The sequence below is a fragment of the Nocardioides panacisoli genome, assembly GCF_039537325.1.
GTDB classification, from domain to species: Bacteria; Actinomycetota; Actinomycetes; order Propionibacteriales; family Nocardioidaceae; genus Nocardioides; species Nocardioides panacisoli.
In genome coordinates this window covers 17,762-33,987 of sequence record NZ_BAABAH010000015.1, presented here as the reverse complement: position 1 = coordinate 33,987, position 16,226 = coordinate 17,762, and the positions used below count along the sequence as shown (strand labels likewise).

15 protein-coding genes are annotated in these 16,226 nt (G+C 72.2%); 8 read left to right on the top strand and 7 right to left on the bottom strand.

The window, feature by feature from the left end:
• Positions 1-96 precede the first annotated feature (96 nt).
• The gene (locus ABD709_RS17400) at positions 97-552 is read right to left on the bottom strand and encodes a nuclear transport factor 2 family protein (protein ID WP_344777749.1); all 456 of its coding nucleotides are present in this window, start codon (positions 550-552) and stop codon (positions 97-99) included.
• Between the two features lie 407 nt (positions 553-959).
• Here ABD709_RS17400 and ABD709_RS17395 point away from each other — a divergent pair, with 407 nt between their 5' ends.
• A complete protein-coding gene (locus tag ABD709_RS17395) occupies positions 960-1,118 on the top strand; it encodes a hypothetical protein (RefSeq protein ID WP_344777747.1) in 159 nt (52 codons plus the stop codon).
• Positions 1,119-1,129: 11 nt separating this feature from the next.
• Here the strand turns inward: ABD709_RS17395 and ABD709_RS17390 are convergent, their stop codons facing one another.
• Together ABD709_RS17390 and ABD709_RS17385 are read right to left on the bottom strand one after the other, a co-directional pair.
• Positions 1,130-3,745, bottom strand: coding sequence for a hypothetical protein (locus ABD709_RS17390; RefSeq protein WP_344777745.1), 2,616 nt, complete (start codon positions 3,743-3,745; stop codon positions 1,130-1,132).
• A gap of 118 nt (positions 3,746-3,863) precedes the next feature.
• A complete protein-coding gene (locus ABD709_RS17385; protein WP_344777743.1) occupies positions 3,864-4,322 on the bottom strand; it encodes an RrF2 family transcriptional regulator in 459 nt (152 codons plus the stop codon).
• Positions 4,323-4,513: 191 nt separating this feature from the next.
• Here ABD709_RS17385 and ABD709_RS17380 point away from each other — a divergent pair, with 191 nt between their 5' ends.
• Positions 4,514-6,385 carry an acyl-CoA dehydrogenase gene (locus ABD709_RS17380; RefSeq protein WP_344777741.1) on the top strand — a complete coding sequence of 624 codons (1,872 nt, stop codon included), beginning with the start codon at positions 4,514-4,516 and terminating at the stop codon, positions 6,383-6,385.
• Here the strand turns inward: ABD709_RS17380 and ABD709_RS17375 are convergent.
• Positions 6,382-7,254: a LysR family transcriptional regulator ArgP gene (locus ABD709_RS17375; protein ID WP_344777739.1), complete on the bottom strand. Its 873-nt coding sequence runs from the start codon at positions 7,252-7,254 to the stop codon at positions 6,382-6,384. The genes ABD709_RS17380 and ABD709_RS17375 overlap by 4 nt on opposite strands.
• A 70-nt stretch (positions 7,255-7,324) precedes the next feature.
• Between ABD709_RS17375 and ABD709_RS17370 the strand changes: the two genes are divergently transcribed.
• The 3 genes from ABD709_RS17370 to ABD709_RS17360 are packed head-to-tail and all read left to right on the top strand — an operon-like array spanning position 7,325 to position 9,712.
• Complete coding sequence (locus ABD709_RS17370) at positions 7,325-7,927, top strand: LysE/ArgO family amino acid transporter (protein ID WP_344777737.1); 603 nt, start codon at positions 7,325-7,327, stop codon at positions 7,925-7,927.
• A 28-nt stretch (positions 7,928-7,955) separates the two neighbouring features.
• Positions 7,956-8,792, top strand: a complete 837-nt coding sequence (locus ABD709_RS17365; RefSeq protein WP_344777735.1) for a maleylpyruvate isomerase family mycothiol-dependent enzyme — start codon at positions 7,956-7,958, stop codon at positions 8,790-8,792.
• Positions 8,789-9,712, top strand: a complete 924-nt coding sequence (locus ABD709_RS17360) for an oxidoreductase (RefSeq protein ID WP_344777733.1) — start codon at positions 8,789-8,791, stop codon at positions 9,710-9,712. Before ABD709_RS17365 ends, ABD709_RS17360 begins: the two co-directional genes overlap by 4 nt.
• 278 nt (positions 9,713-9,990) lie before the next feature.
• Here the strand turns inward: ABD709_RS17360 and ABD709_RS17355 are convergent, their stop codons facing one another.
• On the bottom strand, positions 9,991-10,785 hold the full coding sequence (locus ABD709_RS17355) for a crotonase/enoyl-CoA hydratase family protein (protein WP_344777731.1): 795 nt from the start codon (positions 10,783-10,785) through the stop codon (positions 9,991-9,993).
• A 611-nt stretch (positions 10,786-11,396) separates the two neighbouring features.
• Between ABD709_RS17355 and ABD709_RS17350 the strand changes: the two genes are divergently transcribed.
• The gene (locus ABD709_RS17350; protein WP_344777729.1) at positions 11,397-11,666 is read left to right on the top strand and encodes a hypothetical protein; all 270 of its coding nucleotides are present in this window, start codon (positions 11,397-11,399) and stop codon (positions 11,664-11,666) included.
• Between the two features lie 12 nt (positions 11,667-11,678).
• On the opposite strand, the gene ABD709_RS17345 is transcribed toward ABD709_RS17350, so the two are convergent.
• Together ABD709_RS17345 and ABD709_RS17340 are read right to left on the bottom strand one after the other, a co-directional pair.
• The gene (locus ABD709_RS17345; RefSeq protein ID WP_344777727.1) at positions 11,679-12,911 is read right to left on the bottom strand and encodes a fatty acid desaturase family protein; all 1,233 of its coding nucleotides are present in this window, start codon (positions 12,909-12,911) and stop codon (positions 11,679-11,681) included.
• Between the two features lie 9 nt (positions 12,912-12,920).
• Positions 12,921-14,060, bottom strand: a complete 1,140-nt coding sequence (locus ABD709_RS17340) for a ferredoxin reductase (protein WP_344777899.1) — start codon at positions 14,058-14,060, stop codon at positions 12,921-12,923.
• A gap of 83 nt (positions 14,061-14,143) precedes the next feature.
• Between ABD709_RS17340 and ABD709_RS17335 the strand changes: the two genes are divergently transcribed.
• Both ABD709_RS17335 and ABD709_RS17330 read left to right on the top strand, forming a co-directional pair.
• Entirely contained in the window at positions 14,144-15,328 is a 1,185-nt protein-coding gene (locus ABD709_RS17335) for an RsbRD N-terminal domain-containing protein (protein ID WP_344777726.1), read from the top strand.
• Between the two features lie 6 nt (positions 15,329-15,334).
• Complete coding sequence (locus ABD709_RS17330; protein ID WP_344777724.1) at positions 15,335-16,225, top strand: SGNH/GDSL hydrolase family protein; 891 nt, start codon at positions 15,335-15,337, stop codon at positions 16,223-16,225.
• Position 16,226 lies beyond the last annotated feature (1 nt).

The following is a 16,226-nucleotide window of genomic DNA, read 5'->3' as shown; positions in this document are numbered from 1 at the left end:
CGTCGTGACACCCAGTACGACGCAATCCAGCCGCGCCGCGTCACAACGTCCTGCGGATCGCACGTCGGGGCGCGCGATCCGCAGGACGTTCGTGCGTCAGTCGGCCTTGGTGAAGGTCGCCATCGTCCGCTCGGGCTCCCAGAACGCCTTCATCGACGTCACCCGGCCGTCGTCGTCGATGACGTAGACCATGATCAGCTCGGTCACCGTGTAGCTGCCGTCCGGGAACGACGTGCGGATCCGCCCGATGTTGGCGCAGGTGTTGCTCTCGGGGTTGGCGAAGGACTCGTAGATGTCGAACTCGAACTTCGCGATCGGGGCGATCGCCTTCTCCCAGAACGCGGAGATGCCCGCGTGCCCGTGGTGCCCGGTGCCCTCGGGGTCGAACATCGAGCGACCCACCGGGTCCTCGAGCACGCAGTCCTCGGCGTACACGGTCAGCCACTCGGCGAGGTCGCCCTTCGCGACCGCCGAGTAGGACCGCTGGGACGCGGCGCGGGCCGGGTGCGGGTCGTTCGGCGCGGTCCACGTGATGGCGTCGGAGGTGATCATGCGGGGATCGTACGGCGAAAAGTGGAACATGTTCTAGTCACCCGAGCCGTTCCGGCTCGTCATCTCGTGGTCGACGAGATGTCACCGCGCACTCATCGGGACGGTCGATCCTGTGAGCATGCCCAAGAAGCGCAAGGCGTACGTCCACGTGGGTGTCCCTGGGGCCGGAGACATCATCGAGACGGCGCTGGTCCGGCACCGCGAGGCCCTGTTCGAGCTCGGTGTGCTCGCGCCGGCGAGGTCGACCGACGAGTCCTTCCGTGCCGCCGTGGAGGTGACGCGGACGCACCGGGCGTGGGGGTTCGGACGCAAGGAGGTCGAGGGGCAGTGGGCGACGCTCTACCGGCGCGCGCACAAGGGCAAGGCGACGGTCGTGCTCAGCCAGCCCCTCCCTGCGGCTCGACGGCGTGCCGGAGCCGGTGACGGTCCGCCGGCTCACGTCGATCGACGACGCGCGCCGCGAGATCGAGCGGCTCACCCGTCGCAACGACTGCCTCGAGAACCAGCTCGCCGTCGTCGACAGGAAGCGGAAGAAGCTCAAGCGCCGGCTGTCCGAGGTCGCCTGAGCGGCCTGCCCTCAGCCGACGTGCACCGTGAGCGGAGTCGCGCTGGACCCCGTGTAGCCCGCGACCTCGCCCACGACGGCCGTCCAGGTGCCGGTGGCCTTCGGGGTGACCCGCTGGGAGAACGTGCCGTTCGCGGCCGTCGTCGGTGAGGCGACCAGCGTCCGGGTGCTCGCGCCGTCGGCCTTGAAGTAGATCGACACCTTCACGGCGCCCGCCGGCACCGGCGCCGCGCCGTACGCCTTCGTCACCGTGCCCGAGAGCGTGACGGTGCCGCCGGACGGGACGGTCGCCGCCGACGCCGAGGCGGTGACGGCCGTGGTCCAGGTGCCGGCCTTGACCGGACCCACCTCGACCGTCGCCCCGGGCTGCCCGGCCACGGCGGTGAAGGACACCGACAGGGTCCCGGAGACCCGCAGGGGCACGAGGGTGGTGAAGGCGCCGGTCGCGGTCGTCGTGGCCGAGCCGATCTTCACGGTCGCGCCACCGCCGGCTGGGGCGACGAGGATCCCCACCGTCTTGCCCGCCAGCGGCGTGGTGCTGCCGCCGGCGACCCGCTGCAGCGTGCCGGTCACCTCGACGCTGGTGCCGTAGCCCACGTCGGTCGGGCTCACTGCCCCCGTCAGCGCGGTCTCCGGCAGCCGGACCGTCAGGCTGCCGGCGGTCGCGGTGGCGGCCGCGTAGGAGGTCGACGCGGTCAGGGCGACCGAGACCGTCCCGCTCGCGGTCGGCTTGACCGCGAGCGAGTAGCTCCCGTCGGCGCCGGTCTTCACGGTTCCCAGAGACAGCACCTTGCCGTCGCCGGTGGTCAGCCGCACGGCCAGCGACACGCCGGCCGCCGCGACGGGAGTGCCGGCGGACGTCGCGGTCAGTCGTCCCGAGACCGTGACCGGGTCCCCGTAGTAGACCGAGGCCGGGTCGGCGGCGGCAGTGAGGGACGTGGCGCACTTGGCCGGTACGGCGACGAGGGCGGCCGGTCCGCCGGCGGCGTACACGGTGCCGGCGGACGTCTGTGCCTTGTAGGTGGTCGACACCGTCGCGGTCTGGCTGGTGCTCGCCGTGCCCTCGGCGGTGGTGGTCGCCGTACCGGCGGCCACGGCCGACGTCATGGCCTCGGTCTTCTTGGTGAACGTCGCGGCCAGGCCCTTGACGGGCTGGCCGCTCGCGTCGTCCACGACGGTGGCGGCCAGCGCGAACGGGGCCCCGGAGCACACCGCCGCGCTGCCCCCGTTCGCCGGTGTCTGGCCGGCCGCGCTCAGGGCGACAGTGACCGGCCGGGCGGTGCCGGTGGCGAAGGTCAGCGGACTTGCGACGGCCTTCGTCGCGCCGGTCGAGTCGACGAGGGTCGCCGTGACGGTCGCCGCCGCCGCGCTGGTGGCGTTGCAGGTGACCTCGGTCTGCAGCTCGGTCGGCGCGCTGAACGTGCAGTCCGCGCGGGTCGACTTCCACGTGACCGAGGCGAGAGTCCGCCCGGCGGGGAGCGACGGTGCGACGGACGCCTGGGTCGCGAGACCCGGCACCGCGGGGTTGTTGACGGCGATGGTCGCCCCGAGGACGGTCGGCGTACCGGCGGAGCCGCCGCCGGTCCCGTCGCCGCCACCGATCAGGAACCTCGAGTCCGCGGCGTTCCAGTGGCCGTCCAGGTAGCTCCCGGGGTCGGGGTAGGTCGAGAAGTAGTCGTCGTTGGAGCAGTCGTAGAAGTACTCCCGCTCGGAGGGGCAGACCTGGACCATCGCGTGGTTGCCGCCGTCGGCGTAGCACATCGTGTCCGACTCGTCCCAGCAGTGGCCGGCGTGCGTCGAGTGCGGTGCCGAGTCCTGCACGCCGCCGAGGGTGTGCAGCAGCTCGTGCGCCTCCACCGAGTGGTCGCGGGCGCCGTCGCCGAAGCCCCAGCAGCCGGAGTCGATCCGGGCGTACTGCGGGTAGAAGCCGTTGTTCGGGTTGGCCTGGCTCTCGCCGTCGCCGGGATAGAGGGTGGCGACGCCGCAGAGCGCGGTCGCATCGGTCCACATCAGGTACTTGCGGGCCGGGTCGGTGTAGCCGAGGGCCTGGACCGCGCTGATGGTGGCGCCGAACGACGACAGCGAGCCGTTGGGCACGGTCACGTTGAGCACCTTGGCGACGCAGCCGCCCCCGCTCGGCTCGGTGACGTAGCGGACGTGCCGCACGCCGCCGGTCAGGGCCGCCGAGCGGTTGATCACGTCGTCCACGCCGGCGGCCCACAGCCGGAAGCTGGCCTGGAGGGCGGCGTAGCGGTTCGTCGAGCCGGCCTCGACGACGTACATCGCCTGGACGCGGTAGCCCGAGGTGCCGTCGCCGTCGCACGGCACCGCGGGGGTGGCCACGTTGACCGACTGCGGGGCGGCCACGCCGAGCTGCTCGGCCGCCTCGTAGGCCTGAACCCCGGCGCCGTCGCGCTGACGCAGCAAGGCGGTGGGCACCGGCTGGTGCGGGTCCACGCCGGGAGGTGCCACGTCGTCGTGCGCGCAGGCGCCGGGGAGGACCAGGGAGAGCTCGCCCGCCCCGGGGCACCGCGGTGGGTAGTGGTGGGCGTGCGGCACGGCGAGGGCCGCCCAGCCCACCAGCAGCGTCCCGAGAGCGAACGACAAGAACAGCCGGCGCAGGGCCACGGCGTCACCTTCCTGGCATGGCCTGCCGGCAGCGTCCCTGCCACCGGTGCGTCACGCCAGGACGCGCGGCCGATTCCTCACGGTTCGGCAGGAAGCACGCCGACCTGAGCGGTGCGCCCTAGTGGGGCTGCCAGGCGTCCTCGTCGGCCGTCCGCGCGGTGACGGCGTCGGGGAGCTGACCGTCGGCCAGCCCCTGGATCGTGACCTGCTCGAAGACCTCGCGGAGCGAGCGGCGGGCGGCGATCCAGACGTACTGCAGGACCTCGGCCGACTCGTTGTAGCTCACGGCCTCCGGCCGCAGGCCGTAGACGGACACGAGGGGGCCGTCGACCGCGCGGATCACGTCGGCGACGGACACGTCGGCCGCCGGGCGGCCCATCCGCCAGCCGCCGGACTGCCCGCGCTGGGACATCACGATGCCGGCGCGGCGGAGGTCGGCGAGGATCGCCTGGAGGAAGCCGTGCGGGATCTCCTGCAGCCGGCCGAGCTCCTCGGCGCTCACCGCCTTGCCGTCGGCGCGACCCGCCATCTCGATCAGCGCGCGGAGCGCGTAGTCGGACTTGGCGGAAACTCGCATGGGTCCAGTGTGTCAGATAGCTCGATCGGTTCAGTGGACATGCACGCCTCTCCACGGAGTTGCGGCGCTCACCTCTGCTTGCAAGTTGTTAGCGCACCCCGTAGGCTTTTGTTACTGGCGAGTAGGCTAATCGTCATCTCACCCGGACATGGCGGCGTCGCCGCCTGACACGACCAGAAACGGTGGAACACGTGAGCCACTACAAGAGCAACCTGCGCGACATCCAGTTCAACCTCTTCGAGCTGCTCGGCCGCGACGAGATCCTCGGCGCCGGCCCGTTCGAGGAGATGGATGTGGACACGGCGAAGGAGGTCCTCGCCGAGATCGACCGCATCTCCCGGGAGGACCTCGCCGCGTCCTTCGTCGAGGGTGACCGGAACCCGCCGGTCTTCGACCCCGCGACCAACACCGCGCCGGTTCCCGAGGGCTTCAAGAAGTCCTACGACGCGTGGATGGAGTCCGGCTTCTGGAGCCTGCAGGCCCCGCCGGAGGTCGGCGGCACCGCCGCCCCGCCGAGCCTCGTGTGGGCGACCGCGGAGCTGATCCTCGGCGCCAACACCCCGATCTGGATGTACGGCGCAGGGCCGTTCTTCTCCAAGGTCGTCTACGAGAACGGCAACGACCGCGACAAGCGGATCGCCGAGATCATGGTCGAGCGCCTCTGGGGCGCGACGATGGTCCTCACCGAGCCGGACGCCGGCTCCGACGTCGGCGCGGGCAAGGCCTTCGCCACCGCCAACGACGACGGCTCGTGGAACATCTCCGGCGTCAAGCGCTTCATCACCAGCGCCGAGTCGGACCTGCAGGAGAACATCATGCACCTGGTCCTCGCGCGCCCGAAGGGCGTCGAGGGCGTCGGTGGTCCGGGCACCAAGGGCCTCTCGCTCTTCCTCGTCCCGAAGTACCACTTCGACCACGAGACCGGCGAGCTCACGGGCGAGCGCAACGGCGCCTACGTCACCAACGTCGAGCACAAGATGGGCATCAAGGTGTCCAACACCTGCGAGGTCACCTTCGGCGACCCGCAGGTCGGCGGCGGCGAGCCGGCCAAGGGCTGGCTGCTCGGCGAGGTCCACAACGGCATCGCGCAGATGTTCGACGTGATCGAGAACGCGCGGATGATGGTCGGCACCAAGGCCATCTCCACGCTGTCGACGGGCTACCTCAACGCGCTCGAGTACGCCAAGGAGCGCGTCCAGGGCCCCGACCTCACCCAGGCCTCCGACAAGACCGCCCCCAAGGTCACCATCACCCACCACCCCGACGTCCGCCGGTCGCTGATGACCCAGAAGGCGTACGCCGAGGGCATGCGCTCGCTGGTGCTCTACACCGCCGCGTGGCAGGACAAGGTGATGCTGGCGAAGGCGGCCGGCGAGGAGGACAAGCTGGCCGAGACGGTCAACGACCTGCTCCTGCCGATCGTGAAGGGCTACGGCTCGGAGCGCTCCTGGACGCTGCTCGGCACCGAGTCGCTGCAGACGCTCGGTGGCTCCGGCTTCCTGCAGGAGTACCCCATCGAGCAGTACGTCCGTGACGCCAAGATCGACACCCTCTACGAGGGCACCACGGCGATCCAGGGCCAGGACTTCTTCTTCCGGAAGATCGTCAAGGACGGCGGCAACGCGCTGGGTCACCTCGCCGGGGAGATCAAGGGCTTCATCGACTCGGAGGCGGGCAACGGCCGGCTCAAGAACGAGCGGGAGCTGCTCGCCAAGGCGCTCGAGGACGCCCAGGCGCTCGTCGGCCACATGGTCAACGACCTGATGTCGGCCGACGCCAGCTCCGGCGGCGAGCTGCGCAACGTCTACAAGGTCGGCCTCAACAGCACCCGCCTGCTGATGGTCCTCGGTGACGTCGTCGTCGGCTGGCTGCTGCTCCGCGGTGCCGAGGTGGCGCTGGACAAGCTCTCCGGCGACGTCGGGGGCGACAAGGCCTTCTACGAGGGCAAGGTCGCGGCGGCGCAGTTCTTCGCGACCCAGGTGCTGCCGAAGGTCTCCGCCGAGGTCGCCATCGGCCAGGCCACCGACCTGGCGCTGATGGACCTCGACGAGGCCTCCTTCTAGGACCGCAGGTGGGCCGCCGCCGCGCGACGCGCGGCGGCGGTCAGCCGGTCCAGGGCGGGAGAGTCGATCCGCCACCGCTGCCAGTACAGCGGCACGTCGACGTGCGCGCGGGCGTGCAGCCGGACCAGGCGTCCCTCGGCGAGGTCGGGGAGCAGCTGCGGCTCGGGGATCGCCGCCCAGCCGAGCCCGCGGCGGACCGCCTCGTGGAAGTCGGCCGAGGTCGGCACCTCGTGCACCACCGGCGGCAGGCCGAGGCCACGGTCGCGCAGGAGCTCCTGCTGCAGGTCGTCCTTGGCGTTGAACACGACGACCGGCATCCGGGCCCAGTCCGGTCCGCGGCCGGTGCGCCAGCGCTCGGCGAACGCAGGGGTGGCCGCCGGCGCGTAGCGGAGCACCCCGAGCCGCTCGACCGAGCAGCCCTGCACCGGTGCCGGGTCGCTGGTGACGGCGGCGAGCGCCTCGCCGCTGCGCAGCAGGCCGGCGGAGTAGGCCTGGTCCTCGACCCGCAGCCGCAGGGCGGCCCCCTCCCAGCCGGCCGCCTCGTCGAGGACGTCGCGGAACCAGGTGGCGAGGGAGTCGGCGTTGACGGCGACGGCCGTCGCCACGGGGCCGCCCTCGCCGAGGGCGGCGCGCGCCTCGTCGTACAGCAGGCCGGTCTGCCGCGCGAGCCGCACCAGCGTCTCGCCGGCCACGGTAGCCCGGCAGGGCGTCCCGCGATGGACCAGCACCTGCCCGGCGGCCGACTCGAGGGCCCGGATCCGCTGGCTCACGGCGCTGGGCGTGACGTGCAGGGCGCGCGCGGCGGCCTCGAACGTCCCCAGGTCGGCGACGGCGACCAGAGCCTCGAGCTGGGCCGGCTGCGGGGTCATGAAGCGATGCTAAACGATCTGAAGAAACATTCGCTGGTCTGAACCGTGGACCGGGCCTTAGCTTCGAAGCGTGATCACCGCTGCCGCCGCCGGGCTCGCGACCGGGCTGACCCTGATCGTCGCCATCGGCGCCCAGAACGCGTTCGTGCTGCGCCAGGGCCTCGCGCGCCGGCACGTCGGTGCGGTGGTCGCGGTCTGTGCTCTCTCCGACGTCGTGCTCATCGGGGCGGGTGTCGTGGGGATCGGCACCATCGTCGAGCGGGCGCCGGTCGTGCTGACCGTGCTGCGCTGGCTCGGTGTCGCGTTCCTGGCGGCGTACGGCGTCCGCTCGCTCCTCTCGGCGCGCCGGGCGGACGGCCTCGAGGCGGCGTCCCGCGGGGCCAGCACCCGGGTGAGCGCGATCGCGACGGCGGCCGCACTGACCTACCTCAACCCGCACGTCTACCTCGACACCGTGCTGCTCCTGGGGTCGGTCGCGAACCAGCACGGGGTCGACGGTCGCTGGTGGTTCGCGGTCGGCGCAGCGACCGGGTCGGTGATCTGGTTCTCCGGGCTGGGGTACGGCGCGCGGGCCGCGCACGGCCTGCTCGCCCGGCCGCGGGCCTGGCAGGTGCTCGACCTCGCGATCGGCGTCGGGATGCTCTGCTTCGCCGGTGGACTGGCCATCGGGTAGCGGCCTGCAGCCTCGCTACAGTGCCCGCATGAACGACGACGCCGGCCGTGGCCAGGACCGTTTGCGGCAGTACGTCGACACCTGGTGGCAGGCGATCGGCGACTTCACCGCCCTGATCGACGGGCTGCCCGAGAGCGCGGCGCCGATGGCGACCGACCTCCCCGGGTGGGACGTGGCGGCGATCGTCGCGCACGTCGCCCACCTCGAGCACCTCTCGGTCGGGGGCGCGCACGACGAGGTGCCGGGCATCGAGATCGGCGCGCCGGCCCACGTCCGCAGCATGATGTCGGTCTTCACCGAGCAGGGCGTCCACGCCCGTCGCGACGGGTCGATGGCCGACGCCGTCGCCGCGATCCGGCGCGACACCGCCCGGCGCCGCGAGCAGCTGGCGGCCGGTGTCCCCGACCCTGCCGCGCCAGCCGACGGCGTCTTCGGCGCGATCGGCTGGACCTGGGGCACGTTGCTCCGCAACCGGCCGCTCGACGTGTGGATGCACGAGCAGGACGTACGCCGGGCGGTCGGCCTCCCCGGCGGGATGGACACCGCGCCCGCACGGCACTCGGCCGACTACCTGACCGAGTCCTTCCCGGTCGTGGTCGGCAAGCGCGTGCAGCCGCCGTCCGGGACCTCCGCTGTCCTGGAGGTCGAGGGCTCCGAGCCGGTCGCCGTCGAGGTCGATGCGAACGGGCGCGCCCAGCGGCTCCCCGAGGTGCCGGCCGAGCCCGACGTCCGGCTGTCGACGGACCGGGAGACCTTCATCGTGGTCGCCGGCGGCCGGCGCGCTCCCGCCGAGGGCGAGTTCCGGATCGAGGGCGACCAGGCGCTCGGTCAGCAGATCGTCGAGCAGCTGGCCGTGACACCGTGAGCTGGAACCCGACCCAGATCCCCGACCAGACCGGCCGGACGGCGATCGTCACCGGCCCGAGCCTGGGCGGCCTCGGCCACCACACTGCGTTGGAGCTGGCGCGCAAGGGCGCCCGCGTCGTGCTGGCCGGACGCAACCCCGCCAAGGTCGACGCCACGGTCGCCGCCATCCGCGAGGAGGTCCCGGACGCCGTCCTCGAGACGCTCCCGCTCGACCTCTCCGACCTCGCCGCGGTCCGGAGCGCCGGGGCAGCAGCGGAGCGGTTCGGGGCGGTCGACGTACTCGTGAACAACGCGGGCGTGATGGCCCCGCCCTACGCGCGAACCGAGGACGGTCTCGAGCTGCAGATGGCCACCAACCACTTCGGACCGTTCCTGCTCACCGGCCTGCTGCTCCCGCAGCTCGCGGCCAGCGGTGCCGGCCGCGTGGTCACGGTCTCCTCGCACATGCACCGCACGGCGCCCCGGGCTCCGCTCGGCGACCCGCTGGCGCAGGAGGGCCACTACTGGCGGTGGCCGGTCTACGGGCAGACCAAGCTCGCCAACCTGCTGTTCACCGGTGAGCTGCAGCGTCGGCTCGACGCCGCGGCGCTGCCGGTCAAGGCGCTGGCCGCGCACCCCGGCTTCGCGGGGACGCACCTGGCCGCGAACGGTCAGTACGGGCGTGCCGAGGGCGGGATCGCCTCGATCCTCGATGCCTCGGTCAAGGCGATCTCGCAGTCGGCCGCCGCCGGCGCCTGGCCCTCGCTGATGGCCGCGACGGCCGACCTTCCCGGCGACTCGTTCTGCGGCCCGTCCGGCCCCGCGCAGATGGGCGGCACGCCGCGCCTGGTCGGCCGGTCCCGGCTCGCCCGCGACCCCGACGCCGCCCGCCGCCTCTGGGAGCTCAGCGAGAAGACCGTCGGCCTCTCCTATCCCTGACCCCGTTGATTCGAAGGTCTGTCAGGGTTGATTCGATGGTTCGTGGAGGTTGAATCGAGGATTGGTAAGGGTCGAATCGAAGGTTGATCGGCGTTCGTTCGACGATTCGTCGTGCTCGGCGTACGCAGACCCTCGAATCAACCTCTAGAGACCCTCGAATCAACCTCTAGAGAACCTCGAATCAACCTCTAGAGAACCTCGAATCAACCTCTAGAGAACCTCGAATCAACCTGTAGAGGCCTTTGATTCAACGCCGATTCGAGGGGTGCGTCGGCGGATCAGCGGCCGCGAGGGCCGTAGACCGGCTCGGACTTCGTGAAGGCGGCCTCGCGGGCTGCTTTGGTGTTGCGGGCGACCAGGAGGAAGGCCTGCTCGAGCCGCTCGCGGGCGAAGGTACGTCGAGCGGACGCGTTCCAGGTGTCGTTGTACAGCCGCTTCGCGGCGCCGAGCGCGTCGGGGGAGCGGTTCGCCAGCTGCTCGGCCATCCGCTGCGCCTCCGCGAGCGGGTCGTTGGAGAGCCGGGTGACCAGGCCGAGATCGGCGGCGCGCGATCCGTCGATCACCTCGGCGCTCATCGTCAGCCACTTCGCCTGGTCCATGCCGACCTGCTCGGCGAGGCTGCGGATCCCGGACATGTCCGGGATCAGCCCCCACTTGCCCTCGAGCACCGACCAGCGCGAGTCGGGCGTCGCGACCCGGAAGTCCGCCGCGAGTGCGATCTGGACGCCGCCGCCGAGGCAGTGACCGTGCACGGCAGCGATCACCGGCACCGGGATCCGGCGGAACGCCCAGGGCGCCTCCTGGAACGTGTTGGTCCCGCGCCACGGCCGGGGGACGAACGCCTTGGCGATGCCGGCGGGGTTCCGCAGCACCGTCGCGAAGTCGAGGCCCGCGCAGAACGCGTCGCCCTCGCCGGAGATGATGACCGCACGCAGGTCCTTGTCCCTGCGGAGCCGCTGGGCCGTGTCGACCAGGTCCTCGAGCAGGTCGAGGGTCAGCGCGTTCAGCTTCTCGGGCCGGTCCAGCCGGACGTGGGCGATCCCGTCCACGACCTCGCAGGTCACGTAGCTCATGGTCCAAGGGTATTCGACCGGGCACCGGCGGTCGGCGCCTGCTCCGCGGTCGAGCAGCGCCCGGGCGAAGACGATGCCGAACCCCCGGGTAACCCTCAGCCCGGCCCCCCGGGCAGCCGCCGCGGACCGGGGGGCTACCTCTCCTGTGCCTCGGCGCTGTTCGGCGCAGGCTCGAGGCGTCGACCGACGGCGAGCGCGAGCTCGTCGACAAGAGGAGGAGCACCATGGGGAACGAGAAGGTCAGGGCAGGAGTGGCCTTGGGCCTCGCTGCTGCCGCTGGCGCGTTGGCGTCGAGCGGCATCACTGCCTACGCGGCGGCTCCCGATGCGAGCGGCTCCATCCACGCTTGTTACCGGACATCGGGCGGTGACCTGCGGTTCGTGAGCGCGAGCGCGTCGTGCCACGACAACGAGAAGGCTCTGACGTGGAGCAAGCGAGGGCCCAAGGGTGCAGTCGGCCCCGCGGGGTCGCCCGGGCCGGCGGGACCCGCTGGAGCAGACGGCCCCGCGGGGCCGACCGGACCGGCAGGGGCGGACGGAGCCGACGGGCCGGCGGGGCCGGCGGGACCGGAGGGGCCCCAGGGCCCGCCGGGGCCGGCGGGCGTCGGCATCGTGGCGCCGGTCGTTGTTCGCTACGCCGACTTCTCCGGCAACAGCGGGCAGGCGTCGGGAAGTGCTCAGTGCCTCTCCGGGGAGCAGGCCGTCGGCGGGGGCTACTACGCGGGCGGCAACGGGCTCAACGGGCCGCCCGTCGTGAACGCGCCGGTGCCGGGCACCGACGGCGATCCGGCCACGGGGTGGCAGGTGACGATCCTGGCCTCCGGCGGCAGCGCGTTCCTGACGGCGCGGGTCTACGTGCTCTGCCAGCAGACCGGTGCCTGAGCGGGCCCGCGCTCAGGCGGCGGCCAGCTGCTGGGCGCGCCGCTCGAGGCCCAGCTGCACGACCCGTCGGGTCCGCCGGTCGCCGCGCACCAGCTTGTAGAGCACCCCGAGCTGCTGCGGCAGGTTCTTGGCGTTGGTCGTGGCGAGCCAGCCGTTCGGGAAGGACAGCCGGACCACCTTGTGCCAGGCCGAGTAGACCTGCGGGACGAGCGGTCGCGAGCAGTAGTTGAGGCCGTACTTGTCGAACACCGCGCGGACCTTGGGTGCGACCTCGGCGTACCGGTTGCTCGGCAGGTCCGGGAACAGGTGGTGCTCGATCTGGTGCGACAGGTTGCCGGTCAGGATGTGCATGGTCTTGGAACCCGAGATGTTGGCCGAGCCGAGCATCTGCCGGACGTACCACGCACCGCGCGACTCGTCGTCCGGGATCGACGCCCGCTCGAACGTCTCGACGCCCTCGGGGAAGTGGCCGCACATGATGACCGAGTGCGACCAGAGGTTGCGCACCACGTTGGCGACGAAGTTGGCGGCCAGGGTCGGCAGCAGCGAGCCGGTCGGCGCGGACAGCAGCGGGTGCACCACGTAGTCCTTGGTCGCCTGCTTGCGGACCTTGGCCAGCGTCGCCTTGACGCCCTTGCGGAAGTGCTCGGGGCGCTTGTCCTTGGGCATCTTCAGGTGCCGGCCGAGGTCGAGGTCGTAGGCCGCGATGCCGTACTCGAAGAAGCAGGCATTGACGAAGTTCCACAGCGGCTGACCGAGGTGCATCGGCGTCCACCGCTGCTCCTCGTCGACCCGCATGATGCCGTAGCCGAGGTCGTTGTCCTTGCCGATGATGTTCGTGTACGTGTGGTGGATCTGGTTGTGCGAGTGCTTCCAGTTCTCCGACGGCGTCGCGTTGTCCCACTCCCACGTGGTCGAGTGGATCTTGGGGTCGCGCATCCAGTCCCACTGGCCGTGGAGGATGTTGTGGCCGATCTCCATGTTGTCGAGGATCTTCGCGAGGGACAGGCCGACGGTCCCGACCACCCACGCCGGCGGCAGGGCCGAGAAGAGCAGCACGGCGCGCGAGCCCAGCTCGAGCTTGCGCTGCAGGTCGACCATCCCGCGGATGTACGCCGCGTCGCTCTCACCGCGCGCGTCGACGACCTCCTGGCGGATCGCGTCGAGCTCGGCGCCGATGGCCTCGATGTCGGCCTCGGTGAGGTGGGCGATCGGGTTCTCGGGCTTCTTCGTCACGGTCGTCATGGGTCTCCCTCAGTGGTTGATCCGGCACGCGCCGGCGGCGGTGTTGATGCAGGTCTGGATGGGGACGCCGTCCCTGTGGGTCTCCCCGGGTACGGCGACGGTGAGCTCTCCGGTGCGCAGGTCGCGCACGGCGCCCTCCTTCAGCGGCAGGACGCAGGCCATGCAGATGCCCATCCGGCAGCCGCTGGGCATCAGCACGCCGGCGGCCTCCGCGGCGTCGAGGATCGGCGTGGCGCCGTCGACCTCGAGGTCGGTCCCGGTCTGCTCGAACGCGACCGTGCCGCCGCTGGCGTCGGGGCCGGTGGCGAGCACGACCGGCCGGAACCGCTCGGTGGTCAGCGCCAGCCCGCGCTCCGCGTGGTGCTGCTCGAGCGCGTCGAGCAGCCCCGCGGGACCGCAGGCGTAGGCGAGCCGGTCGGCGAAGTCCGGCACGAGTGCGTCGAGCGTGTCGACGTCGAGCAGGCCGTCGCGGTCGTCGTACCGCTCGACCAGCGTGATGTGCCCGGCCTCGGCGTGCGCCCGGAGCTCGTCGCGGAAGATCGCGGTCGACTCGCTCTGGTTGACCGAGACGAGCACGATGTCGGCCTCGACGGGCGTGGCGCGCAGGAACAGGTTGCGCAGCATCCCGATCACCGGAGTGATGCCGGACCCGGCGGTCACCATCAGCAGCTTGCCCGGGAGCGGCGTCGGCAGGGTGAACTCGCCCTCGGCCGGGGCCAGGTGGACCAGCTGCCCGGCGCGCGCGTCGTGGACGAGGTGCCCGGAGACGACGCCACCCGGGATCGCCTTGACGGTGATGCTGATGTTGCGGTCGGCGCGGGGGCCGTGGGTCAGCGAGTAGGTGCGCCAGAGCCGTACGCCGTCCACGTCGACGCCGAGGCGGACGTACTGACCGGGGACGTGACCCGTCCACCCCTTGCCCGGCTTGATCAGCACGGTCGCCGACTCCGGGGTCTCGGCGGTGACGGAGACGATCCGGCCGCGCAGCTCCGTGTCCTTGCGGAGCGGGTGGAAGTGGTCGAGGAGGTCGTCGACGGTCAGCGGGCTGACCGCGGCGTCCGCGACGGCGCGGAGCCGGTCGCGCAGCCCGCGGGAGGGCCCCGCGCTGCGGGTCAGGGTGGGGACACTGAACGAGCTCACGCCTTCCATACTCCCTGCGCCGAGGGCTAAAGTCATGACAACCGATGGTGAATCGGGTCGAGCAAATTGTCCTCTGCGAACAAAGGCGCGCCATGGCCCACCGAGACGATCCGCAGCTGCGGCTGCCCGGGCCGGTCGTCAGCGCGATCCGCGTCGAGCTCCCGCGGATCGCCGACGAGGTCGTCGAGCAGATCATCGCCGAGGTGCCCGCCTACGAGGACGCGTTCAGCGGCCCGATGGGCGAGACGATCCGGACCGCCGTGCAGGTCGCGCACGGCGGCTTCCTGTCGCTGGTCTCGGGCCGCAGCGGCGGGGGCGACGTCCGCACCCTGACCCGCTCCGCCGTCGACGGCGCCTACCAGCTCGGCCGCGGCGAGGCCCGCAGCGGGCGGAGCACCGATGCGCTGCTGTCGGCGTACCGGATCGGCGCCCGGGTCTCCTGGCGGGAGTTCTCCGAGCAGGCCGTCGCGCTCGACCTGGAGCCTCGGGTGCTGGTGTCCTTCGCCGAGCTCGTCTTCGCCTACATCGACCAGCTCTCGGCCGCCAGCGTCGCGGGCCACAACGACGAGTCGGCGACCGCCGGCCGCGTGCTCGAGCGGCTGCTCGAGCGCGTCGTCCGGCTGCTGCTCGCGGGGTCGCCCGAGCCGACCGTGCTCGCGGCGGCCGAGCGCGCCGAGTGGGTCGTCCCGACCACGCTGACCGCGATCATCGCCCCTGAGGCGCGGGTCGCGCCGCTGCTGCAGACACTGCCCCGGCGCACCCTGGCGAGCGCCGACGTGGCCGAGCTCGATGCCGCCGCGCTGCTCCTCGTCCCGGACGCGCACGGCCGCCGGCGCGCGGCGATGGTGCGGTCGGTGGCCGGGCAGGGCTGCGTGATCGGCCCGCCCCGTCCCTGGCTCGAGGCGCGGTCCTCCTATGCCCGGGCCCTGCGCGCGCGGGCGCTGGGTCTGGAGGGCGACACCGAGGAGCACCTGCCGCGGCTGGTGCTGACCGCCGACCCCGAGGCGCTCGCCGACCTGCGCGAGCGCGCGCTCGCGCCGCTCGCGGACCTGCGGCCGGCCACCCGGGCCAAGCTCGCCGAGACGCTGCGCGCCTGGCTGCTCCACCAGGGCCGCCGCGAGGAGGTCGCGGCGGCGCTGTTCGTGCACCCGCAGACGGTCCGCTACCGCGTCGGCCAGCTGCGGGAGGCGTACGGCGACCGGCTCGACGATCCCGCGACCGTGCTGGCGCTGACCCTGGCACTCGGCGTCCACGCCGAGGACGCGTCCGTAACCTAGACCCCGATGCCCACTCGTCTCCCGCTCGCGGCCGTCGTCCTGGTCGCCGCGTCGCTCCTCGTCGCCGGCTGCGACTCGAACGAGCCGGCGCCGGCGCCGGCGCCGAGCCCCGGTGTGGTGGGCCCGGGCGACGAGTACGTCGCGATGGGCGACTCCTACACCTCCGGCCCGCGGATGGGGCACACCCAGGCGGGCTGCCTGCGGGGCAGCAAGAGCTACCCGTTCCTGGTCGCCGACGAGCTGAAGCTGGACCTCACGGACGTCAGCTGCGGCGGCGCCACCTCCGAGGCGGTCTGGAACTCCTACACGCCGCCGCACGGCACCACGCAGCCGCCCCAGGTGTCCGCGGTGACCGACTCGACGGCCCTGGTCACCTTCAGCTTCGGCGGCAACGACGAGCACCTCTACTCCAAGTTCCTCGCCGTGTGCGTGACGCCGGGGAGCGACGAGGCGCTCCGCGGCTCGCCGTGCACCCGGATCGACAAGAAGGCCTACGGCTACGTGCACGGTGTGATCTCGCGGACCCGCGACCGGCTGGTGCACTCCCTCAACCGGGTGGTGACGGCGGCGCCGAACGCTCAGGTGGTCGTGGTCGGCTACCCGCGGTTCGCGCCGGAGCACCCGTGCGCGGAGTTCCCGATCGCCGAGGGCGACGTCGCGCTCGCGCTCCGGCTGAACAGGGGGCTGGTGCGGGCGCAGAAGCACGCGGCCGAGGAGGCAGGCGCGGACTACGTGGACCTGTTCGCCGCGACCGAGGGCCACGACATGTGCGCGAAGGACCCGTGGCTGGCCGGCATGGAGCCGACTGCGCCCGCGGCGCCGTACCACCCCTACCAGAAGGAGCAGCAGGTCGCCGCCGACCTCGTGACCGAGCTGGTCAGGAAGTCGCAGCCCTAGC